Source organism: Pontibacillus sp. ALD_SL1 (assembly GCF_017355605.1).
In genome coordinates this window covers 836,579-860,501 of sequence record NZ_CP062974.1, presented here as the reverse complement: position 1 = coordinate 860,501, position 23,923 = coordinate 836,579, and the positions used below count along the sequence as shown (strand labels likewise).

The following is a 23,923-nucleotide window of genomic DNA, read 5'->3' as shown; positions in this document are numbered from 1 at the left end:
TTATGAAGAGGATGAACGGTATGCTTTCATTTCTAAGAAACAAGTGGAATTTCTTAGCTCTTAATGTTTCACTTAGCTTTGTTCTATGGCTACTCCTTTCCCCTTTGCAAGACCTTTTTCACTACATTAATGTATTGTTCTACCTTTCTTTTATTTACATTTTAGTAGCAACGATCCTTATTGTGGTTCGTGGTCGATTATTTGATGGTATTCTCAAAAGAAATAAGGAAGTGAATCATTCTATAAACAACGCTCCAACACCATCGATTACTTCGGCCATGTTTATCCGGTCCTTCTTGTTTCAAGGAGCCATGTTAGGTCTTGCAATGGCTATTACCTTAGCTGTTTATTATCAACTTTCATGAAGAAGCTTGCATTTCGTACGATTTTTAACTATAATTCTTACACAATGTATATGAAGCGATGAGAAAGAGAGTACGATTCTCCCTCTGCATACAGAGAGTCTGTGACGGTGAGAGCAGACAGCACGTTGAATTGGAAGTGGACTTTCGAGCTGTGTTTCAGAACCCCAGTATGAAACACCGTAGCCTTGGCGATAACAGGTTAAGAGATCTTAAAGAATTTCTTTAAGATAATTAGGGTGGCACCACGGTTCATTCGTCCCTACGTGAATAGACGTAGACGAATGGACCTTTTTTTATTGTCAGAAAAAATTAGATGAGGTGAACAATGATGAAAACAATCTTTTCAGGAATTCAGCCAAGCGGCACACTTACTATTGGAAACTACCTGGGTGCTTTAAAGCATTTCCCGGAACTTCAGGAAGAAAATAATGCATACTTTTGTATCGTCGATGAACATGCGATTACAGTCCCGCAGGATCGCTTAAAGCTACGTGAAAACATCCGATCCCTTGCAGCGCTATACATTGCAGTCGGCATTGCCCCGGAGAAGTCCACTTTATTTATCCAATCTGAAGTGCCTGCACACACGCAGCTAGGATGGATGTTACAGTGCGTTGCTTACATTGGTGAGCTTGAGCGTATGACTCAATTTAAAGACAAATCTCAGAAAGCTAGCCGTGAAGGGGTATCTGCCGGTCTCCTTACGTACCCACCACTTATGGCTTCAGACATCTTGCTATATGGAACAGATATCGTCCCTGTAGGAGAAGACCAAAAACAACACCTTGAGTTAACACGAAACCTAGCTCAGCGCTTTAACAATAAATACAACGATATCTTCACGGTTCCTGAAGTCAGCATTTCAGAAGTGGGTGCTCGTATCATGTCTCTTCAAGATCCAACGAAGAAAATGAGTAAATCCGATGAAAACACAAAAGGGTTTATCTCTATGCTTGATACCGAGAAACAAATGGAAAAGAAAATTAAAAGTGCTGTTACAGACTCAGAAGGAATCGTTAAATACGACAAAGAGAACAAACCTGGTATCTCAAACCTTCTAACCATTTACTCAAGTTTCAGCGGAGAAAGTATTGAAGCTCTAGAAGCTAAATATGATGGAAAAGGCTACGGCGACTTTAAACAAGGTTGCGCAAATGCCGTAATCGAAGGCATGCGGCCGATCCAAGCGCGTTATTATGAACTCATTGAATCAGATGAATTAGACGAAATCCTGGACCACGGTGCTGACAAGGCTAATTACGAAGCATCTAAGATGATTCGTAAAGCGAAGAAAGCTATGGGATTAGGCAGAGTCAAAAAGAAGAAATAAGATATAAGAGGGCTCCACTTGATGGGCCCTCTATTTTTATGCTGAAAGGATCGATGGAAGTACACGAACTGTTTTTTGGCCTTGTGTTGACTCTTTCAGACCGTTCGCCTCCTATACACAAAAAAGTATCCGTTCCTACTTGTAGGAACGGATACTTTAATTAAACGCCTTTATTCACTTCTTGGTTCTGTTCTAGTTCCCATAACTTCTCAAAGAATGGTTGTCCTTTTACGAGCTTACGGCAAAGGTCTTCATGATTCTTCGACCATCCTTCACTTAAGCCGTTATATAGAAGCTGCCAAGTCTGATCAAAGCTTAGGTTATTCATGACCCCGTATTGACCTGGGTCCCATTCTGTTAACCAGTACCGAACTTCAGATAAATTCTGTGTCGTTTGTAGTTGATCAAGTGCCATCATTAACAGCTGCTTTAATTGACGTTCTTTCCGAGTTAGCCCAACCATTGTTACTGGATGCGGGGAAAGAATGTGATATTCTTTATCGTCATTACAAGCGAAGTTATACGTTTCTGGCTTTTGCTGATCAATCATGTCATAGACCAGGCGTTCTTGACGTGGAATCAGTCGACTCTTACGAACAGGCAGGTTATACCCCATCGTATCAACAGCTAGTACTGATGAACCGTCTGTCACCACGAAGGCATATTCTACGGAAATTCGTTCTTGGTTTTTGCGTAGGTACGCTCGTTTATATACCGCGTCTAGTAAGTCTTTAGGTAGGTCTTGGAGGTCGTTTTCTACGTAGTGGTATAGTGCTTGATGTACATACAACAGAGGTACCTGGTCCAAGAGCTCGATTCCGTCTTCTTTACGCCATTCATGAAATGGACAAACGTTATACCCATTCTCTTCACCTTCAAACCAATTGACCCATACATCGTGTAGATATAGCATACGAAACCCTCACTTTATTAACGTTTTCTTCTGTAGAAATCAGTATGAACCAAGCACCACCGTTTTATTCGAAAAACACCAACATTTAACAAGAATCTTGTGGGAATAGATAAACGGCAATCGTGATGAAGAGAATGCCAAAGGGTAAAAGGTAACATTCAGGTCGCTCTTTAATGAAGATTAAATAATCCATCCAACTAAATCCTGCGGGTAAGAAATTCAAATATGCAATGATGGTTACACCACCAGATACAGCAAATCCAAAGCCAACTAAAAACAAAAATAACGGTACCATCTCATCGCCTCCACAGCCCGTCCCCATCATTTTCTACTATATATATGCACCCACCTACCCCCTCATACCAGCTTGTCCTGTCGAATATTGTGGCATAAAATACGCTCTTTACTTCACATTAAAGAAAGAGTACATTAATAAATAAGTGGTTTTTGGAGAGGAGGTACGAGGATGGCAGAAACTCGTCGAATTATCAGAAGACGTAGAAAGAAAAAACGTAAAAGAAGAATTCTGTCTTCCATCGTTGTTATACTTTTCTTAAGTACGGTTGCCTACACAACTTCTCAGTACATTGCAGGGCAAGATCTTGGCAGTGAAGCTGGAGGTGGGTTCGATAAAGATAAAACTGAAAAGACGAAAGAAGAATTCGAAGAACGTGATCAACCCGAAAACAGCGAAGAAAAACAAGAAGATGAAAAAGTAAATGTTCTCCTTGTTGGAAGTGATTCAAGAGGAGAAGGGGATACTGCTCGTACCGATACGATTATGGTCGCCCAATATGATACCGAAAAAGGGACAATGAAGCTTGCTTCCATTATGCGGGACCTATGGGTAGAAATCCCAGGCATGGGGTATAACCGCATCAACGCCTCTTATTCAGAAGGCGGGATTGCCTTACTAACCGAAACAATCGAAAAAAACTTCGGGTTACACATCGACGATTATGCTGTTGTCAATTTCGATGGTTTTAAGGAAATCGTAGACATCGTAGCGCCGGAGGGTGTTGAAATAGATGTCGAGAAACGGTTGTATTATCAAGATAACGCTGGCACAGTCAGCATTGATATCCAGCCAGGTGTACAGAAGTTAAATGGGGAAGAATTATTAGGCTATGCTCGCTTCAGAAATGATGCAAAAGGTGACTTCAACCGAGTATTACGTCAACAGAAAGTGATCTCCGCATTGAAAGAAGAGCTTGTATCCATGACAAGCGTGACAAAGCTTCCTAAAACAGTAGGAGCCCTCACGCAATATGTCAATACGAGCATGTCCACAAACGAAATGGTTCTTAATTACGGACGTAAATTCTTACTTGATACACCTCAAAACATTGAAACCATAAGGATTCCAGCTGAATGGCATCCGATGACGACCCAAGCTGGCGCGAAAGTATTAGGTCACAATGAAAAACAGACGCGCGAGACTGTTCAGGAATTCTTTAATAGTGAACAAGATTCCTCACAGACAGCTGAAAAGAATAATAACGAAGAACCATCTTAATGGTTCAGGCATACAAAAAGCCTGTCTCTCTAAAATAGAGAGACAGGCTTTTATATTAGTCTTGGTATTGTTTAAAGATTAATGTAGCGTTATGGCCACCAAAACCTAGAGAGTTACTGACTACCGTATTTACATCACTCTCACGTGATTGGTTCGGCACGATATCAAGATCACAATCTGGATCTTCATTCTCATAGTTCGTCGTAGGAGGCAAGATATTATTTAAAATACTCTTGATTGAAATAACCGCTTCAATGGCTCCTGCTGCTCCAAGAAGGTGACCGGTCATGGATTTGGTAGAACTCATTGCTAGCTTATACGCATGATCTCCAAACACATTTTTAACCGCTTCTGTTTCAAACTTATCATTAAGGGCTGTGCCTGTACCGTGTGCGTTCACATAATCAACAGCATCTGGAGTTAGACCCGCATCTTCTAACGCCTGGTTCATTGCGCGTGTAGCGCCTTCTCCATTTGGAGCAGGTGCTGTGATATGGTGTGCATCTCCTGTAGATCCATACCCTACGATTTCTGCATAGATTTTTGCTCCACGTTTCTTAGCTGATTCTAATGTTTCCATCACTAATATGCCAGAACCCTCGCCCATTACAAAGCCAGAACGTTCTTTATCAAACGGACGGCTTGCTTTGTTCGGGTCTTCAACTGGAGATAGTGCCTTCATTGAAGAGAATCCTGCGAATGACATCGGAGTTAGAGGTGCTTCTGCGCCACCTGCGATCATGTAGTCAGCATCTCCGCGTTGGATCACTTTAAATGCATCACCAATTGAGTTAGCACCAGATGCACAAGCTGTTACTGTACAAGAGTTAATGCCTTTCGCTCCAGTAGCAATGGAAACCTGGCCAGCTGCCATATCTGGAATTAACATAGGAACGAAGAATGGACTGACGCGGCGCGCCCCCTTGTCCATATATTTACGGAACTGTTCATCATATGTCGTCATACCACCAATACCAGAACCGATCCATACACCTGTACGATGAGCGATCTCTTCGTTAATGTCTAATCCAGCATCTTTCACAGCCATTAGAGAAGCAGCTAACGCATACTGCGTGAATGGGTCCATCCGCTTTGCTTCTTTCTTGTCAAAGTAATTTCCAGGTTCGAAATCTTTAAGTTCTCCCGCTACATTTGCGCTAAATTCGCTAGCGTCTACTTTTGTGATAGGTGCAATACCCGAATTTCCTTCGACAATGTTATTCCACATCGTTTCTACATCATTTCCTACAGGGGAGACGACTCCCATCCCTGTAATGACAACTCGTCTTGAATCCATAAACATGTCCTCCTTGAATTAAACTCCGTATCTTAGTGCAACAGCGCCCCATGTAAGGCCGCCACCAAACCCGACAAGTACAACTACATCATTATCTTTTATTTTACCGTTTTTTACGTTCTCTGATAAGGCAATTGGAATAGAAGCTGAGGAAGTGTTTCCGTAACGCTTCACCGACGTCGCCATCTTCTCTTCAGGAATCTCTAATCGTTGGCGGGCTGCTTCCATTATGCGAATGTTCGCTTGGTGAGGAACGAGAAAATCAACGTCCTCTTTCGTAAGTCCTGCTTTCTCAAGAACTTTTATGGAAGATTCAGGCATTTGGCGAACCGCAAATTTAAATACTTCCCGCCCGTTCATTTGTAGAAACTCACCTTGGTTTTGGTAAAGATAAGGGGCCCCAGAACCATCGGATCCAAGTTCAAAGGAAAGAACACCTTTGCCTTCACTTACTGGTCCCATAACAGCTGCTCCTGCTCCATCACCGAATAGAACACATGTATTACGATCTTCCCAGTCAGTTATCTTGGATAGCTTCTCAGCACCAACAATAAGAATATTTTTATAAGCACCTGTTTGAATAAACTGTTGTGCGCTAATCATGCCATACATAAATCCAGCACATGCTGCAGCTAGGTCCATTGAAGCTGCGTTCTTAGCACCCAAACGATGTTGCAGTCGATTTCCTACCGATGGGAATAATGTCTCCCCTGTTACGGTAGCTATAAGAATCAAATCAAGATCCTCCGCTTTAATATTGGCATCTTCTAATGCGTTCACAGCAGCTTCGTACGCAAGATCTGATGTATCCATCTCATCTGAAGCGATGCGACGCTCTTCAATACCAGTACGAGTGCGAATCCATTCGTCATTGGTCTCGACGATTTTTTCCATATCAGCGTTAGTTAGAACGCGTTCAGGGACATAGTGTCCGATCCCTAAAATACCTGCACTCTTCATATATTCATCCCCTTAAAGGTAGTAATATTATCTATTCTTATGACTTGGTACTAATAATAAGACATCTCTAGTCCACATGCAAGCACAACACGTCGTCACATTTAGACAGAAGCCCTCCCAAAACAACCCTCAATTCCATATGGTAGGAATAGGAGGTGATTGACCTATGACGAAGAGAACTTCACATGAACAAGGAGACTTCGAGGCATTTATGTTTGGAAGGCAGCCCCGGCCAAAGCAGAAGGAAGAAACTTCTGAAGAGAAAAAAGCAGACGACACATCATTTGACTTCGTTGATACAACCGAGACCCTTATGCAAACCTATCGACAGCTTTCACCATATATCAAGGAACTATCCGCCTTGTTTAAAAAAACAAAATAATAATCATAAAAAAAAGCTATCTACATGAGAGGGCCATGCCCTAGCCCTCTATGAATGATAGCTTTTTTATGATTCGTCTGGATTATTTACTTCATTTGGCAGTAGTCCCGTTTCCTTATACTCTGCTACTGCAGATGTGATAAGGTTCTTAATGTCCTCAGGAACGTGATCTCCAAATTCACCAAGTGTTATAACGTTATCTTGAAAATCAAAGTTTAGAATACCATCTGGTAAATTCCCTTTGTTATATTTCTCAGCAGCTAATACGTATAACTTGTCCACATGTTGCACTGTGCTTGTTAGAACAGTGGAGGATCCTATATTAGATTGGTCTGACACATATCCAATAGCTTTTACACTATTCGATTTAGCCTCTTCGATAATAGGTACACTAAACCCATCACCGGCCGGATAGAATACGTCGACTCCCATACGTCGCATTCGTTCATAATAGTAGAGAGCCCGGTCTGTATCATTCCAGCTATTCACATACTGAATGTTTACCTCAGCTTCCGGATTCACGTAATTAACGCCTTCATAAAACCCTTCTATTTCAGGTTGCCATTCGAACGCAGCTATAATACCAACTTGATTAGATTCGGTCATTTTAGCAGACAACATTCCTCCAAAGAACCCCATGGCGTGAGCATTGAAGTTTAAACTCGTCATATTCTTTCCCTTTACGCTTCCATTAAAATAAACAAAGCGAATATCCGGATACTCCTGGCGCAACTCTTGAAAATATTGCCCGTAACGACTCCCATGTCCAAATATCAAATTAACCCCTTTGTCTGCAAACTCTTCAATGGCTTGCTGGGTTTCTAATTGCGACTGTACACTTTCTTTAAAATAAACGTCTACATTCAGCTCTTCCTTGATCTTCAAAAGCCCTTCATAACCCTTCTGCCCCCAGGCTTGGTCGTGAACTGTACTTTCAACTAGCATACCTACTTTTTGGACCTTACCCTGCCCAAATGTTTTGGTACAACCAGTTAGTGCAAGGACAAGGATACCCATATAGACCAACCACCGTAACTTCACTTAGAGCACCCCATTTACATCTTCATACCATTCCAATATATATTTAGTGATATTGTACCGTTAATCCTCTAATACGTAAACGACCGGGGATCATTGTTCAATAAAACTCTATAATTTATAATAAATCGAAAATTTCTCTTCATGATCAAGAACCAGTTTCCATCCTTCTTCTTGCTTTATGCTTTGTTTTACATACCAAATATGTTGGTGTTGGCCCTTCTTTCCATCGTTTGAAGGTTTAACTTCAATCCACGTTTCCCCTACTTTATGTTCGATGATGTCTTGAATGCCACTAACAAAGTCATCAATATAAAGAGCCTCTACAGAAGTGGGTTTAACTAGTTCGGTCATCCACGGACCATACACTTCAGAAGCATAAATCACCGAACCTTTTACTGTAACATCATCTCTTGTTTTTATTGTCCATTCATCCTTTATAGAGAGATTAGGGTCTACTCCGGTTACCCTCTCCTCTATATGAATAAGAGTAACTTCTTTATCCGTCTTGTTCTTTACTTCGTGTATAGAGTCAACTAAATGGAAAGAAGCATTTCTTCCAACATACAGAGATAGCCAATCCTTCTGTTCATTCCATTCCTTATCGATCCCTATTACAGTATGACCGGCGTTAAGAAATGCTTCGGTTAAATGAAAACCGATCCACTCAAAACATCCTGAAATGATATATGCCATTTTTCATCGCCCCCTCTCCTACAGTTTATGAAGGGGTTGGGTGTTCATATGACTTTCTAACAGTTCTGTATGAAAGTTTGGCTCATAGTTCCCAGACACTCCTAACCTAAAGTGAATAAACGTATTAAATCCTCGATATTCAAGGATCTAATACGTTTTTGCTCAGCTTAAGGTTAAATGGGATCGGATATACTCTTTTCATAACTGTTCATAAATTTAATGATCTTTGAGTTGATTCTTGGGAAAATGGGTTGGATCACGAGTTTTAATTCTATGTGATGTTGGTGAGCTTGTTGTTTTTCCTCTAAGCGCCTTGCATGCTCATGAACTGTATAATGAGGATTGGCCATATCATGAAACAGAAGTATAGGAGATTGGGCCTTAGGTAACCCACTTGTAATGACTTGGTCTACTTCTTCCTCTTTGCACTTGTATGCGTTAGAAATTTCTTTTTTTAATCGTTTAAAATATAGCTGATTTGTGCGTTCTTGAGCATATAAAGCCTTCATGTCTACACACGGGGTCAGCAGAACGAACGACCTTATTGAAACTTCGTATTGCTCATGCCAGCGTAGCGCAGCCAGGGCTCCCATTCCTTCTGCTACGACGTGGATATGGGGGTTTAAAATCTCTTGGCGAATGACATAATGATAAACCCGATTTAATAAGTTAACAGCCTGCTCGCTCCCCCAATGATTCCCGTAAATACCACTTGTATATAAGGTGTATCCCTTGTCTAATAACGCTTGCAGCAAGGTTGCTCTCCCTCTATGCTCCCCCCAAAAAGAACGATCTTCCTCCACATAATGTCCCGCATCCCCTAAATACAGTATTAGATATCCATTAGGCTGTTCTGGTATATGCAGTAAACAATTTTCTCGATCTAATTGGAAAGAACGCGTAATTGCATTTTGCATGTGTTCTCATCCTTTATTTCAGGGTCATATCCACTATAATGTATGTAGTAGCATTAAATTTGTATAGTTAGATGCCTTCATTTCATAAGTTCTTTCATGAAGATTGCGTTTTATATTTATTTTATTGTAAACGTTTGATAAACTAAGATCAGAATGTCAAAGTTGAGGTGAAGAACATGCGTTTAATTTGGTCTATTTTCTGGGCGTTCCTACTGAGCTGCATGACTGTATACGTTGTAAACAGTATGGACGGACTAGCTTTTAACATGACTCAAGCCGTTGTCCTTACAATCGTATTCACCGTCGCTGTTGTTTTATTAGGTGAAGGTGCATTAGCCGAAGATAAGGAATAAAAAAATCCTCCTTCCTGGTTAAGGAAGGAGGATTTTCACGTTTATTTTACGGCTTACGTTTAGGAGACCAGACGCGATCTTGATTTGAGTTTGACGGAAACTTATCGCCAGCATTCAAACGAATTTGTTTAGGTTCTTTCACCATACTGCCTGTTTCTCCAATTTCTACATAGATTCCATTATTCGGTGCTTTGTCACCGTGTTTAAATTGATGTCTTTGTCCCATGTGCTTAACTCCTTTACACGAGTGATAAGGATAGTTTGGCACAGACAGATGGTTTTATACATCTAATACCACGGCAATGCACTGATCGCAACAAGGGCTGCAAGAGGGAGAATAAGGCGACGAAATCTCGGAGGTGGCGTGTAACCATATCCATATGGTGCACCAGTTCCATAGCCACCTGCATATGGAGGACCATACCCATACTGTCGCTGATTAGGCTCTGATACAGGTTGCGGAGATCCATCTTCTAAGGTGTCACTGCCTGACAATGGGATAGCTAAATAAACGTAATCTCCATCAACACCTGTCACAATTCCATCAATATTCTGACCATCCACCAACTCTGCTAAGACATATTGATTCATATGTTGATTGCACAGTGAATACATATGGTGATAATTCGTGGATGGATTTTTTTTGCTTCGCTTCTTCACCTGGGCCACCTCCTCTTTACTAGTAGGATATTCACCCACATAAAAAGTGTGAAGAGCGAGAATAGATTTATGTATTTCCTTTAGGGAGGATTATGAACATGCTCGATCAATTATGGACGCTTATTCAATACTTATTTTTAGGGATTTTCCAAGGGTTCACAGAACCCATTCCGATTTCATCAAGTGGCCACCTTATTATGGTCAAAGATTTATTTAATATTGTAGGACAAGGCTTAACGTTTGAGGTGCTTGTTAACTTCGGCTCTCTTCTTGCGGTTTTTATTGTGTACAGAAATGACTTAGCACGATTAATCGCAAGCGGCTTTGGATTTTTGTTTCAAAAGAAACGAGATGACGCAACCACACGTGATTTTCGTTTTATCATTTACTTAATAATCGGTACCATCCCTGCTGGTGTCATCGGTGTCTTATATGGAGATGCGATTGAGGGAACATTTGGAGAGAGTGCTAGCATGGTCGGGATTACACTAATCGTGACTGGTATAGCTCTTTGGATCATTCGTAACTTGCGCGGTAGCCGTGGAGATGGGGATATGACCATTAAAGATGCGCTGATTATTGGACTAGCTCAGTCTGTAGCATTGATACCCGGGATTAGTCGCTCTGGAGCAACGGTTGTCGCTGCTATGCTACTTGGATTAAAGCAAACGACAGCGCTTCGCTTTTCCTTTTTACTTTATGTGCCTGTTAGTCTAGGGACCGTAATTCTAAAAGGAGAGGCGATTATGAATACACCGTCTAGCCTTTACATTCCTTACGTCCTCGCTTTCTTAGGTTCTATTGTAGCGTCTTACTTTGCTCTGAAATGGTTTATTAACGTTATGAAGAACAACAATCTTAAATACTTTGCGTTCTATTGTTTCATTGTGGGAGCGCTAGCGATTCTATTCTTATAAGTGAGAGATTGAAGCAGTTCCGTTTCACTGAAGTACAACTGAAGTTATGCTTCTTTAGCGGGATTGCTTTTTTCTATACTAATTTATAAAAGAGTTGACGCTTACCGACTTTAAAGATATACTGAAAATAATTCTCATTGATAATGATTATCATTTCCCGTTACCCCCCTAACGGAATTCAATGACCCCGAGAAAAAGAGGCCGTCTCAAGTGTGAGATGGCCTCTTTTTCAATCGTTCAAACTCAAACGATTTCTATACCTCATCCGCAATGGTTCGTATAATATGAGCGGCCATCTCATTTTGAGAAGGATGAGCCGCGAATAGGGATTGCAAATTGCTTACCGACTGCTTCAGCTTGATGGGAATGGCTAGTATAGAAATGATCCCCTTAGCCCCTTCTCCAACTGCAGAGGCACCAAATAAAATTCCTTGCTCATTGTAGACGACTCTGACCCAACCTTCACTCCCCTCTTCAACCATATGGACATAATTCCGGCTTTTTATAGAAAAGGTTCGAACCTTTAACTTAGAGCTTCCCGGCTTTGTTAACCCCATACTCGCTACCTCCGGCCATTGATGAAAAGATAAGGGTAAGTCTTCCAATAATAGAGGTGCTTCTTGTTTTCCATCCATATGTAATACAGCCTGTCTCGCCTTAGCTTGTGCATAGACAGCCGCTACACTTAGATCCGCATCCCCGACAACATAGATATGACTTTGATTGGATTGGCCAGTAGACGCATCTATTGAATGCTCGTCCACCTCTGCATTTGCTAATGTCAATCGATCTAGATTAGAGAGGAATGATGGGACGATATAAGCGCATTGGGCTGCAACATGCGAGCCATCCTCTCTTGAAATGTGCAAACGCCCTCTCTCTTCCTTAATGCTTGTTGCAACAGGCCCGCGAAAAATGTGCACGCCTCTTTTTTGATAATGGCTCAATAAGGAATCAGAGAGGTCCTCTTCAAAGATTCTCGCGCTTGGTCCATCTTCTGGTACAATCCAATCTACTTTCACCTGAGCCAAACTGAACAAATTAACTGCTTCAAACCCAATTGGTCCGTCACCAACAACGACAATAGATTCTGGCCATGACTTCAATTGGTGCAAAGAATGAAACGACATCACTTTGTCCCCGTATGGATGAAGAGGTTGTGGAAAAGCTGGCCGAGATCCAACAGCTAAGATGAAATAATCCCCTTCGATGGTGTCATTCTTTTCACCGTTCTCTATATTGATCTTATAAGGAGAAAGAAACGTCACCTTCCCTAACTTCGTCCGAACACCTGAATGCTGTAAGAGATCGATTTGCTCTGACATCCACTTTGTATGTATTGACTGCGCGTACTCATTTAACTCTTGAGGAGTACGATCTCTATTCTTTCCTAATACGGATTGCCAAACAGCGGTGTCGTTCATTTTCCACGCACCAGCTGGCTGTTCTGATACAAGAAAAACTTCCTTAAAGCGAGAACTCGCGGTAAGGGCAGCTTCGATTCCAGCTGGACCTCCGCCAATGACGATGACTCGTCCCTTCTTCATAAAACTTCCTCCTTTATTGTTTACTCTTTATGATACGAAAGCCATTCAATCCTTACAACCTAAGAGGAATATGGGGGGAAGCGTTTGAAAGTAAAGATTTCAGGGCAAATTACAATCATAAGGAGGGATGACACATGCTCTGGACGATCTTAGTAATCTTGCTGATCCTTTGGTTATTTGGTTTCTTATTCGAAATCGCAGGCGGTATCATTCATATTCTGTTAGTTGTCGCTCTGGTCGTACTGATCTATCGATTGATTAAAGGGCGAAAACCTTAACATTGCACCACAACTAATATACACAACAAGAGTGAACTCCAATTAGGGGTTCACTCTTTTTAGTAGTGGGCCCAATACGATTGTTGAGTGCCCTAACTTTTTTCAATACAAAAAAGTCTCCCTCTAAAACTAGAGGGAGACTCCTTCATACTTACGATTGTGGTGGAATAAATGCGACCGTGTCACCGTCGCTAAGTTGTGTATCCATGTCTTTGTATTCATCATTTACCGTTACTTGTGCGTGATCTAGATCAAGCACGTTGTAGTTTTCTTTTAATGTGGATTTTACGTGAGACACCGTTTGGCCCCCTGCTTCAATCTCTACACTTTCACGACCTGCCGCTTCTTGGAATTGAGCGAATAGTAATACTTTTACCATGATGAGTCCTCCTTAAAAGGGAGATTGATTCTCCACTAATTTTTATTGAATGGCTATAATTGTGTATTTTCCCATCACCGTTAAGTGAAAGGTTAACTTACAATTCAATGTACCACTTTGTTCCAACCCGTAAACTTACAAAAGCGCAAGCGCCCGTTTAGCAACGTATAGACTGGACTGAGCCGCAGCGAGATCAAGGAATCACAATGAGCCTCAGGCGAATTGATGATGACTGATCGACCGGAGGTGAGGGAAGTCTACTAGTTGCTGGGCGCTGGAGCTGGATGTAACAAAAGCGCAAGCGCCCGTTTAGCAACGTATAGACTGGACTGAGCCGCAAAAAAAAGAACCCTCTGCTAGCCAGCAAAAGGTTCTTTTGATTAAATCAATCTGGAATGCCTAGCGCGATTTTCGCGTAGCGGGACATTTTATCCTTTGTCCACGGTGGACTCCATACAATATTAACGTTTACGTCTTTAAGCTCTGGAAGATCTGCTAATACGCGTTTAACGTCAGCTTCAATTGTTCCAGCAAGCGGGCACCCCATAGCTGTTAGTGTCATCGTAACTTGTCCAACACCTTCGTCGTCAATATCAACGCCATATATCAAGCCAAGGTTGACAATATCAATGCCAAGCTCGGGGTCAATTACATTCTCAAGTGCACCCATCATGTTATCGTGCAAAGTCTGATCCATGAAACTCGTTCCCCTTTCATCTAATCTATTCTCATTATAACGAAAAACCAATCATTTTAAAACAGGACCGTTTAGAGATGCATATCGAACCAGTTAACGGTCTCAGTAATTGCATAAATGGATACCTTATGATCGCGGCCTATTTCCCTACGGAAGCGAATGTTTTCAGGGTTTTTATAATGAGCTATTGCATCGTTATAGAAACTATAAGAGTGGTCAAACGGAACAACGTTATCTTCTTCCCCGTGCCAGAAGAATAACGGACGACCAAATAACTTTTCAACTTGTTTACTTAAGTCAATAGAACCGAGATCCCTTATTAGCTTGTGTTGTTCTTCTTCAGAAATTGGTAAGTCCATATTCATCTCTTTTAACGTTGCTACTTGCTCTTCTGCAAATCGAACAGGTTGCGGAGATCCCATTAACACCGCAGCCACCTTGATCCAATCGTACTGAGTAAGGGCAGCACTTGTTGTGATGCCTCCCATACTTGTACCAGCTAAACCAAAGCGTCCATCAAGAAGTAACCCTTCTTGGTCAAGCGTTTCTTTTATAAGGGGAAGTTCTTTAAGGTTTTCTGCAACAACTTCCCATAATCGATACGTAATTTGTTGATTGTTTAACCCTTCTTCTCGCTCTCCATGTAGCATACAGTCAGGAAGTACAACGCGGAAGCCTTTTTCAGCTAAGAAGTACGCGAAGGATAGGTTCTGTTCTTTCCGACTCGTAATGCCATGAATATAAGTTACAACAGGTAATGGCTTGTTTTCTTTCTCAGAATCGACAACGACTAGTGCAGGTATGTGTTCAAATCTCTTTCTGTAAATGCCAATCACGATGTTTTCCCTTCCTTTGTGCATAAAATATGTATAGCATTTCTTTCCGTATTTTACTAATTTATATGGTTTATCGTAACACTTTCCTTTTTGATTGAAAAGAAAAACGGACCCCATAGTTCTTTACAGATCATAGAATCAAGATATACACTTAAATTCAGATGAGGTGGTGAACACAATGGAAAAACATTTAATCGCTCTAGACTTAGATGGAACACTGCTAAGCGATCAGAAAACTATTAGCGAACGAAACAAACAAGCGATTCAAAAAGCTCGCGATGCGGGTCATATCGTGTGTATCGCAACTGGACGTCCACATAGGGCCAGTATTGATTATTACCATGAAATGGAACTCGACACACCTATGGTGAACTTTAATGGTGCGTTAATTCACCATCCCTTAAATCATAACTGGGATTCCATTCATTCCCCGATGTCCATTCGAACAGCTCGCGAAATTATACATACGTGTCATGAAGTTGGGGTGAGAAACATCCTTGCTGAAGTTCGGGATGAAGTATACCTGGATCAGTATGACCAGGAAATTTTGAATATTTTCCATACGACAGATACACCTATCACAATCGGAAGCATTAAGAATCATCTAAAAGAAGATCCTACCTCGATTCTTATTCATCCGAGTGTGGAACAGGTTAAACACATTAGAGATCACCTGGACGAAAAGCATGCTACAATGATTGAGCACCGTAAATGGGGAGCGCCATGGCACGTTATTGAAATCGTACGTGCAGGATTAAATAAGGCTGTAGGTCTCAATAAGATTGCTCACTATTATCACATCCCTGAAGAGCGTATTATTGCGTTTGGAGATGAAGATAACGATTTAGAAATGCTTGAATATGCTGGAGTTGGGGTCGCGATGGACAACGCCCTTAGCGAGCTTAAGGATGTTTCTAATCATGTCACAAGTTCTAATGAGCAGGATGGCATTGCTGTCTTTTTAGAACAGTATTTAAATTTAAAATAAGGGTTTCTCCAGATTTTTCAATACATGCAACAAGCTCCTTTGCTCATACTAAGCTTGAACACAGCAACACGTTGTGTTCGAGCTTTTTTAATCCGCGAGGTGATGAGTGTGAGCAAGAAAAGTAAATCGAAACGATTTGTTCAGCAAGGAAAAGATTCTGTTAAAAAGCACGATGAGCGTTTTCCATATCGACAAACATTTGCCGATGTAGAACGCGAGAGTGAAGAAGACGATCATAACTCTGTGGGAGGTCTTTAATGATGCAGAATAACTTATTCCAGCAAGCAAAAAGTGCCGTAAATAACATCACTAACCGCAATGGTGAAGCGAAGGAGAAAAACATCCAAACAGCGAAGAACTGTATTAACTCAGCTCGCGCTAACGCTTCCCAAGAAGAACAAGCTCAACTTCAGCAGCTCGAATCAGAAATCGAGCGTCACCAGGGATTAAAATAACACAGCTCAAAAAGAGCCTGCCCTCTAATCAGAAGGCAGGCTCTTTAACGCTGAGAAGTATTACAGGGTGCCAGACACCCTTCAGCGCTCTAAAGCAAAGATGCGTGCCAGACACGTTTTATCTCGATAAAGCATTAAAAGGAGCCTCCTGTGTTTCAGGGGCTCCTTTTTCAGGTGGAGTATTTTGTGTTTTCATTTGTGGGTGGTGTCATTTGAAGGAGCTTAAAGACGTAAACGTAGCCGATTACGGTAACGCCTGTTAATACCCAACTCATCACTTGCCTTAATACAAGCGCTTGATCAAACGCTTCTATACCATATTGCGTCACTAGCCAAGCCTTCCATCCAGCGAAAACGAGCTCGCGAAAGACAAAGACAAACGTAATTAGCTGAAACACAAAGAACACTTTCTTCTGCATAAATTTCGCTTTCAAACCTTTTCGATTCTGCCCTTGCATTTCCATGACGTCTAGCATCAAGTAAAGGGCAATTGGCTTTCGGATCAGCATACTACCTAAGAAAATGCCGCCTCCTAATAAAGCAAAATATACCCGATTCCATAAGAGCTGTATAGCCGATCCTGCTAATACGTCAAATAAGGTTCCCACTACCAAATTAGCCAGCATGAAAATTCCGAAGAACTGAACCTTCTTCACCGCTTTAAATCGGATGAAGGTATAGATAATTCCAGGAACAGAAGACAAGAGCATGGCGTAGTAATCTCCAATGTCATCACGTATAAAATTCCAAACCACAAGGGGGAATACGATGTAACAAATCAGATCCCATACTACTATATTTTTTTGATTCATCTTGCACCTACTTTTTACGTTTTGTCCACTCATCTAGTTTAACAAGTGATACTCCAAAAGCAAGATGTCCGACTAACCAATATGATAGGGCAGTCAAATCATCGAAAGCTGGCGTTTCTTTAATCGCAAGATCTGTAAGCGGAAAATACGTTAATGCTGCCAAAGCCGTTAATACGAGAGCTGTTGCCCACCTGGAATTTGCTCTTCCATCTGTTTGATACTTGATCCAAGCTAAATAAACAATCCCAATCGACCAGGCAATGATCAGATGGAAGAACCACTCCATATAAATCGGCCAATCAATATCTCCAATAACCGGTATGAAATCCACATTTAATAGTAACGTATAGACTCTCTTTCCTGTCCCATATTCAAAAATCCATAGTACCAAACCTAAAATAAAACCTGTTGCCGTCCCGAGCCAGAGTCCCTTCTTAATCATATCTCTCCCCCATTTCTCTCATTAACTGAATACGTTCATTATATGAGGAATATACCCTTTCTACTTCAAACAATCGGCTCAATTAGCCCATTCAACTACCTTCATTGTAGCAAAACCCTCACCTTAAATTTCACGATAGTTGTGAGCGTTCCATGACGAATAGCTCTTCCTTTTGTGCGAACTGAATGTTTCGTGCTAATATGAGTATGGATACTATACAGAGGAGGTATTCCTTATGAGTGTACAGGCAAAAGAAACCCCTAACCCAAATGCCGTTAAATTTGACAGCGACCGAATGATTTTCGAAGGAAATGGAAGTGTATCGGTCATGCCAGGTCAAACAAGTGACCACAGCATTTTAAATGACTTAATGTCACTAAATGGTGTTGATAACGTATTTGGATTCCAAAACTTTATCACAGTTAACAAGAAGAACGATGCATCATGGGATGAACTTAAACAACAAGTCATTGATACAATTGAAAACCATGGGTATTAAATCTTATCCTTCATGATGAGATACGAAAAAGGCTGTCCCCTGAGGGACAGCCTTTTTTAAGTATTATTTAAATGATTCTAGTTTTACAAACTTTTGATTCGTTACTGACCCATCTTTAGCGCTGATCTCATACAACATAAGCGTCAAGGTACCGCTTGTTGGAAGTTGATCTTCTGAAATCTCTACAGTAAATTCAAACTCACCCCAACCTGGTGCCCCTTCACTTACTTGAACGGGTGTATCCGACACTAACACTTGATGTCCATCCTCTACATTGTACATAAAGCTTCCTTCGAACACACGAGCTTCACCAGAAACCGTATATTGACCATTCTCACCTTCTACCTTCACATTACGGAACGCTTGGTTTTCTGAAGGAATTTCAAAGGCTTTTTCTGCTTGAAACGGCTTCGCCTCAATGGTTTGACCATTCATCTTCATTGGTAATAATGTAACCTCAGCACTATAAGTCCCCGGTTGTACACGCTCACCAGCTTGGTCATAGTTCCATGATGATGTAAACGTTAACTCTTTTGAAGGCTTGATTTCTTCACTAACTACCGCTTCTGTGAATGATTTCCCTTCTGAATAACGGTAAACTTCTTCACCCTTAGCATTTTTTACGATAATTTCATACTGTTGACCAGAAGAGAAATGAAGATTAACACCCTTTTTACCGTTGTTCTTCAAACTAAATTCAAACGTTACTTTCTCCGTTTCTGGGTTTACAGTAGCTGTCATTTCGACTTGTTCTAGTAGCGTTTGTAAGTCAACCTCTTCAGTAGAGTCTTGCTCGGTGTCCTCTTCTGATTGGTCGGACTCTTCTGAGGCTGTTTTCTCTTTTGTTTCCTCATTCGTTTCCTCGGTTGTTTCCTCGCTACTTACATTCTCTGTCTCCTCGTTGTCTTTAGCTTTAGACTCACCAGAGCTAGCACAACCAGTAGCAATAATCAACATTGCCATGACCATAACAAGAAATTTCTTCATCCTTGTCACTTCCCTTTCGATTAAATTCCACCCTGTTCATTACATTAGTCGTTCTAAATAGTCATTTCGTTACACATTTACTCATCTCTTCTGAAGAATCCGAATATACCTGTTGTTTGCACGATATTTGTAAAGGCATGTGGATCAACATCTTTAATCGTATGTTCTAGATCGTACAATTCATAACGTGTTATAACCATAATCAGCATGTCCTTTTCTTGATTGGTAAAAGCCCCTCGTGCTGGAACTTTTGTAATGCCTCGAACCATTCTTGAATGAATAGCACGTTGCAAGGCTTCTGCCTCGGTTGTAATGATCATAGCTGTCAGTTTCTCATGTCGCGTATGAATGGCATCAATAACACGGGTCGATACATAAAGTGTTACAATGGTATAAAGAGCTTTTTCTTCATCATATAGCAAGCCTGCTAATATAATAATTAATCCATTAAGAAAGAAGAAATAAGTCCCTATTGGGCGATCTTTTATACGGGATAACACCATCGCCACAATATCCATACCACCTGTTGAAGCACCCCACTTCAATGTGAGGCCGACACCTAATGCTCCAATTACACCACCAAATACTGAATTTAATAAAATATCAGTTGATAGTTGTTTAACAGGAATGACTTCAAGGAAGAACGTGGTAAATACAACTGAAATGATACTATAAATTGTAAACCCTTTTCCTACTTTATACCAACCTAAAATAATAACCGGTATATTTAAAATGAAGAGTAGCACACCGGTCGTAATTCCAAACCCTATATAATCCTGCATGACACTTGAGAGCAACTGGGCAACTCCTGTAAACCCGCTTGCATAAACATTTGCCTTAATAAGGAAGAAGTTTAGTGAGATGGAATTTAGTATAGCCCCTAGTATAACAATAATAATTCGTTTGATTTCTGGAAGAAACATGACGCCCTCCTAATCTCTGGATTTCTGTTTTGTTTCGTGCAAGGATTAATACTATGATGAGTCTCTCTTCTCTATATATCATAAAACCCCTACCCTTTAAACCACTTTTTGCTAAATGCTTTGACTATCCTGTCTGCTACGATTACACTTATGACAATAGGACCACGGTCTAAACCACATTAATCTAGTATTCATTATATATTACAGAAAAGGGTGAAAGTATGTCTGTACGAATTATTGCTGATTCTGCTTGCGACTTGCCTACATCGGTTATGGAGGAACATGGTATAACACGCCTTTCCCTAACGGTTCACTTAGACGACCAAGACTATAAAGACGGCGAAACGATTCAGCCTAAAGAAGTCTATGACGCGATGCGGAACGGGAAAGCTCCTAAAACATCACAAGTCTCTCCTCAAAGTTTCAAAGAACTATTTGAGCACTTTGCGAGAGAAGGACAGGACTGTCTTTATCTTGCCTTCTCTTCCGAATTATCAGGAACGTACCAAACAGCTAAGATGATGCAACAAGAAGTACAAGAAACGTATCCAGGTTTCAATCTTCACGTCGTTGATACGCATTGTGCTTCTCTTGGGTATGGACTTGTTGTCCTTCGTGCTGCAGCGCTCGCCAAAGAAGGAAAGTCACTCGATGAAATTAAAGAGCTCTCCGGCTACCACTTTGAGCACATGGAACACATTTTCACGGTAGACGATTTAGAATACTTAAAACGCGGAGGCCGTGTCAGTAAAGCTGCAGCGTTTTTTGGAACCATGTTGAAGATCAAGCCACTTCTTCATGTTGAAAACGGCCAACTCATTCCACTTGAGAAGATACGCGGCGCGAAAAAAGTACTTAAACGAATGACTGAAGTTATGGAAGAAAGAGGCGTCAATTTGGCGAGCCAGCCTATTGCCATCAGTCACGGTGATGATCTCGAACGAGCTGAACAACTTGCCGAAATGATTCGTGAACAGTTCGGAACAAAAGATATTCATATTCATCAAGTAGGAGCCTCTGTCGGCGCGCACGCTGGACCTGGCACAATTGCTTTATTTTTCTTAAATGCTCCTTATAAATAATCTACCCTCTTTTCACACAATCTAATGATGTGTTCTTACCATTAGAAAAAAGAGGTGTCTGATATGGCTACAAGGAATACTGGTGACAACAACAAGAAAGCATTAGATAATAATGCAAAACGAGCTCGGAAGAACGAACAACGAGAAGCAGCTCGTCAAAACGGCGAGCGTCAATTCTCAAAGAAAACCGATCATAAATAAAGAACGAAAACGCCTGAGGGAAAGCTCCTCAGGCGTTTTTTCGCCCAAATCCCCTCATAACATGAAACTTTTTCCTCCTTAAGACGACTAAGTAAGAAACCAAGTGAAGAGGGTGAATGATTATGAAGCGAATGGTTATAACAGGGATTGCTTTGGTGGTGTCTCTTTTTATCATCTTATATGGAGTTGCAAACTGGGGCGTTTCTGCAGAAGTAAAAGAAGAAAGTGAAGTCGTTCCTATACACAAAGACTGGACGATTGTTTTTTCTAAAGAAATGAACAAAGAAAGCTTCACAGATGAAACGATTCGAGTGATTAACAAGAAGACAGGAGAAAAAGTACCTACCACCTTTGAAATCAGCGGGAACGGAGAATCGTTGAATATTTTTGCACCTAAAGATGGGTACGAAGTGAATCAAGACTATACCTTAACGATCTCAAAAGGCGTAACCTCTGTCCGAGACGTTGAATTGTCTAAAGATTTCACGTATACCTTCACCACCTCAAAGGAACTCCCTACGATTGGTTCTGAAGAAGAATTGAAGGCGATTTTAAAGAAGTTCCAAAATGAACGATCATCTATGCAATTTGAAACTGTTGAAGAAAGCGCGGATGTTAGTGCTTCTTCAGAGGATTCTGCAAGCAGTTCATCCGAGACGAATGTTCAAGTGAATGGTGTCGACGAAGCAGATCTCGTTAAGAATGACGGTGAACACATTTACTATGCCAGAAACGATGACATTGTCATTGCAAAAGGCTCTCCTATTGAGGAAGCCAAAGTCCTCTCCAAAATTAATGATGAAGACTTTATACCAAATCAACTATTTCTATACAACGATCGACTCGTTGTCCTTGGCCATCAACAGCAATCGCTTCCACGAGATCCAAAAGAGGAAGCATCAGCAGCAGAGTCTATGATTATGCCAAACTTTAGAAGTCATATGGCCGTCCGTGTTTATGATGTTTCGGACCCTGCCTCTCCTGAAAAGATGAGGGATCTTAACGTTGAGGGGAACTATTTGACTTCTAGAATGATTGACGGTCAAGTTTATGTCCTGTCCAACGAGTACACATCCATCCACCGTTTAGAGGAAAAGAAGCAGAATGATCAAGAAGTTCGACCACTTTTTAAAGATTCTGCCGTGAGTGAAGACTTCCAACCCATTCCTTACGGGAAGATGCATCAGCTTCCAGGGAGTAAAGACTCGTCATTCCTAACAATTGCAAGTTTTGATGTTACAGACGACGGTACACCCGCAAATGTAAAGACGTACCTTGGTGCTGGAGATACCGTTTATATGTCTAAAGATCACTTGTACGTAGCCACACACTCTAGGAATTTTCGAGTCGAGCCATTTTTTGCAACATCCTCATTCCCAGAAGACCTTGAACAAAGCACTAGAATTTATCAATTCAACGTAAAAAACGGCGACCTTATCTACAACGGTGAAGCTGATGTACCAGGCCACTTAATCAATCAATTTGCTATGGATGAGCGAGATGACTCCTTCCGCGTCGCAACAACCACTGGACAATTTTGGGGAGATGAGAATCCGTCGTTCAATAATTTATATACGTTCGATTTATCCATGACTCCAATTGGTAAAGTTGAAGGGTTAGCAAAAGGAGAACGAATTTATAGCGTCCGCTTTATGCAGGATAGAGCTTATATGGTTACATTTAAACAAGTTGATCCACTGTTTGTAATTGACCTTAAAGAACCTTCTTCCCCTGAAGTACTCGGAGAACTTAAAATCCCAGGCTTCAGCGATTACCTGCACCCCCTTGGAGAAGACCATTTAATTGGTATTGGCCAGGATACTGAAATCGTCAAGTCAGATGGAAGGGAACGGGTTGTGACAAAAGGGGTAAAACTTTCTCTATTTGATGTAAGTGACGTTTCAAATCCAGTTGAAAAAGATGTAGCGATTATCGGTGGAAAGGGCAGCTACACGGATGTCAGCCACGATCACAAAGCCCTTTACATTCACCCAGAAGAAAACTTATTTGGTCTCCCGGTCCAAGTATCCGAAGAATATGAGCGAAAGGCTCAGGGAGCTTACCTTTATAAGATCACACCAGAAAATGGATTTGAACTTCAGACAACGATCACAAACGAGGATGGTGATCGTCCACATGTGCGCTATGAATCTCGCATCACTCGTTTAATCTCCATCAACGACACTTTATTTACACTTTCTCATAACGAGTTGAAGGGCGTCGATTTAAATACCATGGAAGAAGTAAAGACCATCTCTTGGCGTAAACAACAAGAAAATGAATAAGGTGATAAAGCTCCGAGAAAATCTCGGGGCTTTTTTTATTCAAAAAAAAAAGCATTGATTAGAGTAACTATTATCATCCTCTAAATTGTCACAATCTTCGTCAAAACCGTATTTACTTTCTTCTCATCCAGGAATAAAATACGGGTAAGGGTATACAAAAGAGAGGAT

At 41.1% G+C, this 23,923-nt stretch carries 31 protein-coding genes and 1 other annotated feature; of the genes, 14 read left to right on the top strand and 17 right to left on the bottom strand.

The features are described from left to right. Nucleotides 1-20: 20 nt before the first annotated feature. On the top strand, nucleotides 21-365 hold the full coding sequence (locus IMZ31_RS04375) for a DUF3899 domain-containing protein (RefSeq protein ID WP_207529376.1): 345 nt from the start codon (nucleotides 21-23) through the stop codon (nucleotides 363-365). A gap of 49 nt (nucleotides 366-414) precedes the next feature. Beyond that, nucleotides 415-629, top strand: a binding site (T-box leader). A 64-nt stretch (nucleotides 630-693) separates the two neighbouring features. Further along, nucleotides 694-1,695 carry a tryptophan--tRNA ligase gene (gene trpS, locus IMZ31_RS04370; protein WP_207530297.1) on the top strand — a complete coding sequence of 334 codons (1,002 nt, stop codon included), beginning with the start codon at nucleotides 694-696 and terminating at the stop codon, nucleotides 1,693-1,695. Nucleotides 1,696-1,855: 160 nt separating this feature from the next. Here the strand turns inward: trpS and IMZ31_RS04365 are convergent, their stop codons facing one another. Beyond that, nucleotides 1,856-2,608, bottom strand: a complete 753-nt coding sequence (locus IMZ31_RS04365) for a YjbA family protein (protein WP_207529375.1) — start codon at nucleotides 2,606-2,608, stop codon at nucleotides 1,856-1,858. 85 nt (nucleotides 2,609-2,693) lie between these two features. Next, nucleotides 2,694-2,903, bottom strand: coding sequence for a YuzI family membrane protein (locus IMZ31_RS04360; RefSeq protein WP_036784923.1), 210 nt, complete (start codon nucleotides 2,901-2,903; stop codon nucleotides 2,694-2,696). A 171-nt stretch (nucleotides 2,904-3,074) separates the two neighbouring features. Between IMZ31_RS04360 and IMZ31_RS04355 the strand changes: the two genes are divergently transcribed. Beyond that, entirely contained in the window at nucleotides 3,075-4,124 is a 1,050-nt protein-coding gene (locus IMZ31_RS04355) for an LCP family protein (protein ID WP_207529374.1), read from the top strand. A 55-nt stretch (nucleotides 4,125-4,179) separates the two neighbouring features. Here IMZ31_RS04355 and fabF read toward each other — a convergent pair whose 3' ends face one another. Beyond that, nucleotides 4,180-5,421: a beta-ketoacyl-ACP synthase II gene (fabF, locus tag IMZ31_RS04350; RefSeq protein ID WP_207529373.1), complete on the bottom strand. Its 1,242-nt coding sequence runs from the start codon at nucleotides 5,419-5,421 to the stop codon at nucleotides 4,180-4,182. Nucleotides 5,422-5,439: 18 nt separating this feature from the next. Next, nucleotides 5,440-6,381, bottom strand: a complete 942-nt coding sequence (locus IMZ31_RS04345; RefSeq protein WP_207529372.1) for a beta-ketoacyl-ACP synthase III — start codon at nucleotides 6,379-6,381, stop codon at nucleotides 5,440-5,442. Nucleotides 6,382-6,547: 166 nt separating this feature from the next. Here IMZ31_RS04345 and IMZ31_RS04340 point away from each other — a divergent pair, with 166 nt between their 5' ends. Continuing rightward, on the top strand, nucleotides 6,548-6,763 hold the full coding sequence (locus IMZ31_RS04340; protein WP_207529371.1) for a hypothetical protein: 216 nt from the start codon (nucleotides 6,548-6,550) through the stop codon (nucleotides 6,761-6,763). Nucleotides 6,764-6,829: 66 nt separating this feature from the next. On the opposite strand, the gene IMZ31_RS04335 is transcribed toward IMZ31_RS04340, so the two are convergent. The 3 genes from IMZ31_RS04335 to IMZ31_RS04325 all read right to left on the bottom strand — a co-directional run bounded on the left by IMZ31_RS04335 (nucleotide 6,830) and on the right by IMZ31_RS04325 (nucleotide 9,414). Continuing rightward, complete coding sequence (locus IMZ31_RS04335) at nucleotides 6,830-7,804, bottom strand: BMP family ABC transporter substrate-binding protein (protein WP_242705637.1); 975 nt, start codon at nucleotides 7,802-7,804, stop codon at nucleotides 6,830-6,832. Between the two features lie 108 nt (nucleotides 7,805-7,912). After that, entirely contained in the window at nucleotides 7,913-8,497 is a 585-nt protein-coding gene (locus tag IMZ31_RS04330) for a hypothetical protein (RefSeq protein WP_207529370.1), read from the bottom strand. Nucleotides 8,498-8,670: 173 nt separating this feature from the next. Further along, complete coding sequence (locus tag IMZ31_RS04325) at nucleotides 8,671-9,414, bottom strand: alpha/beta fold hydrolase (protein ID WP_207529369.1); 744 nt, start codon at nucleotides 9,412-9,414, stop codon at nucleotides 8,671-8,673. 176 nt (nucleotides 9,415-9,590) lie between these two features. On the opposite strand from IMZ31_RS04325, the gene IMZ31_RS04320 reads away from it, so the two are divergent. Further along, on the top strand, nucleotides 9,591-9,767 hold the full coding sequence (locus IMZ31_RS04320; protein WP_207529368.1) for a YjzD family protein: 177 nt from the start codon (nucleotides 9,591-9,593) through the stop codon (nucleotides 9,765-9,767). A gap of 46 nt (nucleotides 9,768-9,813) precedes the next feature. Here IMZ31_RS04320 and IMZ31_RS04315 read toward each other — a convergent pair whose 3' ends face one another. Both IMZ31_RS04315 and IMZ31_RS04310 read right to left on the bottom strand, forming a co-directional pair. Then, complete coding sequence (locus tag IMZ31_RS04315; protein WP_036784941.1) at nucleotides 9,814-9,993, bottom strand: YjzC family protein; 180 nt, start codon at nucleotides 9,991-9,993, stop codon at nucleotides 9,814-9,816. Nucleotides 9,994-10,055: 62 nt separating this feature from the next. After that, nucleotides 10,056-10,427, bottom strand: a complete 372-nt coding sequence (locus IMZ31_RS04310) for a hypothetical protein (protein ID WP_242705636.1) — start codon at nucleotides 10,425-10,427, stop codon at nucleotides 10,056-10,058. A gap of 92 nt (nucleotides 10,428-10,519) precedes the next feature. Between IMZ31_RS04310 and IMZ31_RS04305 the strand changes: the two genes are divergently transcribed. Beyond that, nucleotides 10,520-11,344 carry an undecaprenyl-diphosphate phosphatase gene (locus IMZ31_RS04305; RefSeq protein WP_207529367.1) on the top strand — a complete coding sequence of 275 codons (825 nt, stop codon included), beginning with the start codon at nucleotides 10,520-10,522 and terminating at the stop codon, nucleotides 11,342-11,344. Nucleotides 11,345-11,598: 254 nt separating this feature from the next. Here IMZ31_RS04305 and IMZ31_RS04300 read toward each other — a convergent pair whose 3' ends face one another. Further along, complete coding sequence (locus IMZ31_RS04300) at nucleotides 11,599-12,891, bottom strand: FAD-dependent oxidoreductase (protein WP_207529366.1); 1,293 nt, start codon at nucleotides 12,889-12,891, stop codon at nucleotides 11,599-11,601. 134 nt (nucleotides 12,892-13,025) lie between these two features. Between IMZ31_RS04300 and IMZ31_RS04295 the strand changes: the two genes are divergently transcribed. Next, entirely contained in the window at nucleotides 13,026-13,169 is a 144-nt protein-coding gene (locus tag IMZ31_RS04295; RefSeq protein WP_156969177.1) for a lmo0937 family membrane protein, read from the top strand. A gap of 151 nt (nucleotides 13,170-13,320) precedes the next feature. Here IMZ31_RS04295 and IMZ31_RS04290 read toward each other — a convergent pair whose 3' ends face one another. The 3 genes from IMZ31_RS04290 to IMZ31_RS04280 all read right to left on the bottom strand — a co-directional run bounded on the left by IMZ31_RS04290 (nucleotide 13,321) and on the right by IMZ31_RS04280 (nucleotide 15,081). Further along, a complete protein-coding gene (locus IMZ31_RS04290; RefSeq protein WP_036784948.1) occupies nucleotides 13,321-13,548 on the bottom strand; it encodes a MoaD/ThiS family protein in 228 nt (75 codons plus the stop codon). A 385-nt stretch (nucleotides 13,549-13,933) separates the two neighbouring features. Beyond that, nucleotides 13,934-14,245, bottom strand: a complete 312-nt coding sequence (locus IMZ31_RS04285; RefSeq protein WP_036784950.1) for a metal-sulfur cluster assembly factor — start codon at nucleotides 14,243-14,245, stop codon at nucleotides 13,934-13,936. A 71-nt stretch (nucleotides 14,246-14,316) separates the two neighbouring features. Continuing rightward, the gene (locus tag IMZ31_RS04280; protein WP_207529365.1) at nucleotides 14,317-15,081 is read right to left on the bottom strand and encodes a prolyl oligopeptidase family serine peptidase; all 765 of its coding nucleotides are present in this window, start codon (nucleotides 15,079-15,081) and stop codon (nucleotides 14,317-14,319) included. A gap of 178 nt (nucleotides 15,082-15,259) precedes the next feature. On the opposite strand from IMZ31_RS04280, the gene IMZ31_RS04275 reads away from it, so the two are divergent. The 3 genes from IMZ31_RS04275 to IMZ31_RS04265 all read left to right on the top strand — a co-directional run bounded on the left by IMZ31_RS04275 (nucleotide 15,260) and on the right by IMZ31_RS04265 (nucleotide 16,524). Continuing rightward, nucleotides 15,260-16,069 (top strand): Cof-type HAD-IIB family hydrolase, encoded by an 810-nt coding sequence (locus IMZ31_RS04275; protein ID WP_207529364.1) that lies wholly within the window; start codon nucleotides 15,260-15,262, stop codon nucleotides 16,067-16,069. A gap of 108 nt (nucleotides 16,070-16,177) precedes the next feature. After that, on the top strand, nucleotides 16,178-16,327 hold the full coding sequence (locus tag IMZ31_RS04270) for a hypothetical protein (protein WP_198135862.1): 150 nt from the start codon (nucleotides 16,178-16,180) through the stop codon (nucleotides 16,325-16,327). Next, on the top strand, nucleotides 16,327-16,524 hold the full coding sequence (locus IMZ31_RS04265; RefSeq protein WP_052115069.1) for a DUF3813 domain-containing protein: 198 nt from the start codon (nucleotides 16,327-16,329) through the stop codon (nucleotides 16,522-16,524). The genes IMZ31_RS04270 and IMZ31_RS04265 overlap by 1 nt, the downstream gene beginning before the upstream one ends. Nucleotides 16,525-16,694: 170 nt before the next feature. Here IMZ31_RS04265 and IMZ31_RS04260 read toward each other — a convergent pair whose 3' ends face one another. Together IMZ31_RS04260 and IMZ31_RS04255 are read right to left on the bottom strand one after the other, a co-directional pair. After that, entirely contained in the window at nucleotides 16,695-17,336 is a 642-nt protein-coding gene (locus IMZ31_RS04260; protein WP_207529363.1) for a VC0807 family protein, read from the bottom strand. A 7-nt stretch (nucleotides 17,337-17,343) separates the two neighbouring features. Further along, complete coding sequence (locus IMZ31_RS04255) at nucleotides 17,344-17,778, bottom strand: hypothetical protein (RefSeq protein WP_207529362.1); 435 nt, start codon at nucleotides 17,776-17,778, stop codon at nucleotides 17,344-17,346. A 235-nt stretch (nucleotides 17,779-18,013) separates the two neighbouring features. Here IMZ31_RS04255 and IMZ31_RS04250 point away from each other — a divergent pair, with 235 nt between their 5' ends. After that, complete coding sequence (locus IMZ31_RS04250; protein WP_207529361.1) at nucleotides 18,014-18,277, top strand: NifU N-terminal domain-containing protein; 264 nt, start codon at nucleotides 18,014-18,016, stop codon at nucleotides 18,275-18,277. A gap of 63 nt (nucleotides 18,278-18,340) precedes the next feature. Here IMZ31_RS04250 and IMZ31_RS04245 read toward each other — a convergent pair whose 3' ends face one another. Both IMZ31_RS04245 and IMZ31_RS04240 read right to left on the bottom strand, forming a co-directional pair. Beyond that, the gene (locus IMZ31_RS04245; RefSeq protein WP_207529360.1) at nucleotides 18,341-19,264 is read right to left on the bottom strand and encodes a BsuPI-related putative proteinase inhibitor; all 924 of its coding nucleotides are present in this window, start codon (nucleotides 19,262-19,264) and stop codon (nucleotides 18,341-18,343) included. A 77-nt stretch (nucleotides 19,265-19,341) separates the two neighbouring features. After that, nucleotides 19,342-20,187 carry a YitT family protein gene (locus IMZ31_RS04240; protein ID WP_207529359.1) on the bottom strand — a complete coding sequence of 282 codons (846 nt, stop codon included), beginning with the start codon at nucleotides 20,185-20,187 and terminating at the stop codon, nucleotides 19,342-19,344. A gap of 221 nt (nucleotides 20,188-20,408) precedes the next feature. Between IMZ31_RS04240 and IMZ31_RS04235 the strand changes: the two genes are divergently transcribed. From IMZ31_RS04235 to IMZ31_RS04225, 3 genes are all read left to right on the top strand, one after another. Continuing rightward, complete coding sequence (locus tag IMZ31_RS04235) at nucleotides 20,409-21,269, top strand: DegV family protein (RefSeq protein ID WP_207529358.1); 861 nt, start codon at nucleotides 20,409-20,411, stop codon at nucleotides 21,267-21,269. 63 nt (nucleotides 21,270-21,332) lie between these two features. Then, a complete protein-coding gene (locus IMZ31_RS04230; RefSeq protein WP_207529357.1) occupies nucleotides 21,333-21,470 on the top strand; it encodes a DUF3941 domain-containing protein in 138 nt (45 codons plus the stop codon). A gap of 122 nt (nucleotides 21,471-21,592) precedes the next feature. Further along, complete coding sequence (locus IMZ31_RS04225) at nucleotides 21,593-23,755, top strand: beta-propeller domain-containing protein (RefSeq protein WP_207529356.1); 2,163 nt, start codon at nucleotides 21,593-21,595, stop codon at nucleotides 23,753-23,755. Nucleotides 23,756-23,923: the final 168 nt, after the last annotated feature.

Bases quoted from the DNA above. Each gene is read 5' to 3' on its own strand.
- IMZ31_RS04375 (WP_207529376.1), top strand. From the start codon at position 21: ATGCTTTCATTTCTAAGAAACAAGTGGAATTTCTTAGCTCTTAATGTT.
- trpS (WP_207530297.1), top strand. From the start codon at position 694: ATGAAAACAATCTTTTCAGGAATTCAGCCAAGCGGCACACTTACTATT.
- IMZ31_RS04365 (WP_207529375.1), bottom strand. From the start codon at position 2,608: ATGCTATATCTACACGATGTATGGGTCAATTGGTTTGAAGGTGAAGAG.
- IMZ31_RS04360 (WP_036784923.1), bottom strand. From the start codon at position 2,903: ATGGTACCGTTATTTTTGTTTTTAGTTGGCTTTGGATTTGCTGTATCT.
- IMZ31_RS04355 (WP_207529374.1), top strand. From the start codon at position 3,075: ATGGCAGAAACTCGTCGAATTATCAGAAGACGTAGAAAGAAAAAACGT.
- fabF (WP_207529373.1), bottom strand. From the start codon at position 5,421: ATGGATTCAAGACGAGTTGTCATTACAGGGATGGGAGTCGTCTCCCCT.
- IMZ31_RS04345 (WP_207529372.1), bottom strand. From the start codon at position 6,381: ATGAAGAGTGCAGGTATTTTAGGGATCGGACACTATGTCCCTGAACGC.
- IMZ31_RS04340 (WP_207529371.1), top strand. From the start codon at position 6,548: ATGACGAAGAGAACTTCACATGAACAAGGAGACTTCGAGGCATTTATG.
- IMZ31_RS04330 (WP_207529370.1), bottom strand. From the start codon at position 8,497: ATGGCATATATCATTTCAGGATGTTTTGAGTGGATCGGTTTTCATTTA.
- IMZ31_RS04325 (WP_207529369.1), bottom strand. From the start codon at position 9,414: ATGCAAAATGCAATTACGCGTTCTTTCCAATTAGATCGAGAAAATTGT.
- IMZ31_RS04320 (WP_207529368.1), top strand. From the start codon at position 9,591: ATGCGTTTAATTTGGTCTATTTTCTGGGCGTTCCTACTGAGCTGCATG.
- IMZ31_RS04315 (WP_036784941.1), bottom strand. From the start codon at position 9,993: ATGGGACAAAGACATCAATTTAAACACGGTGACAAAGCACCGAATAAT.
- IMZ31_RS04305 (WP_207529367.1), top strand. From the start codon at position 10,520: ATGAACATGCTCGATCAATTATGGACGCTTATTCAATACTTATTTTTA.
- IMZ31_RS04300 (WP_207529366.1), bottom strand. From the start codon at position 12,891: ATGAAGAAGGGACGAGTCATCGTCATTGGCGGAGGTCCAGCTGGAATC.
- IMZ31_RS04295 (WP_156969177.1), top strand. From the start codon at position 13,026: ATGCTCTGGACGATCTTAGTAATCTTGCTGATCCTTTGGTTATTTGGT.
- IMZ31_RS04290 (WP_036784948.1), bottom strand. From the start codon at position 13,548: ATGGTAAAAGTATTACTATTCGCTCAATTCCAAGAAGCGGCAGGTCGT.
- IMZ31_RS04285 (WP_036784950.1), bottom strand. From the start codon at position 14,245: ATGGATCAGACTTTGCACGATAACATGATGGGTGCACTTGAGAATGTA.
- IMZ31_RS04275 (WP_207529364.1), top strand. From the start codon at position 15,260: ATGGAAAAACATTTAATCGCTCTAGACTTAGATGGAACACTGCTAAGC.
- IMZ31_RS04265 (WP_052115069.1), top strand. From the start codon at position 16,327: ATGATGCAGAATAACTTATTCCAGCAAGCAAAAAGTGCCGTAAATAAC.
- IMZ31_RS04260 (WP_207529363.1), bottom strand. From the start codon at position 17,336: ATGAATCAAAAAAATATAGTAGTATGGGATCTGATTTGTTACATCGTA.
- IMZ31_RS04255 (WP_207529362.1), bottom strand. From the start codon at position 17,778: ATGATTAAGAAGGGACTCTGGCTCGGGACGGCAACAGGTTTTATTTTA.
- IMZ31_RS04250 (WP_207529361.1), top strand. From the start codon at position 18,014: ATGAGTGTACAGGCAAAAGAAACCCCTAACCCAAATGCCGTTAAATTT.
- IMZ31_RS04245 (WP_207529360.1), bottom strand. From the start codon at position 19,264: ATGAAGAAATTTCTTGTTATGGTCATGGCAATGTTGATTATTGCTACT.
- IMZ31_RS04240 (WP_207529359.1), bottom strand. From the start codon at position 20,187: ATGTTTCTTCCAGAAATCAAACGAATTATTATTGTTATACTAGGGGCT.
- IMZ31_RS04235 (WP_207529358.1), top strand. From the start codon at position 20,409: ATGTCTGTACGAATTATTGCTGATTCTGCTTGCGACTTGCCTACATCG.
- IMZ31_RS04230 (WP_207529357.1), top strand. From the start codon at position 21,333: ATGGCTACAAGGAATACTGGTGACAACAACAAGAAAGCATTAGATAAT.
- IMZ31_RS04225 (WP_207529356.1), top strand. From the start codon at position 21,593: ATGAAGCGAATGGTTATAACAGGGATTGCTTTGGTGGTGTCTCTTTTT.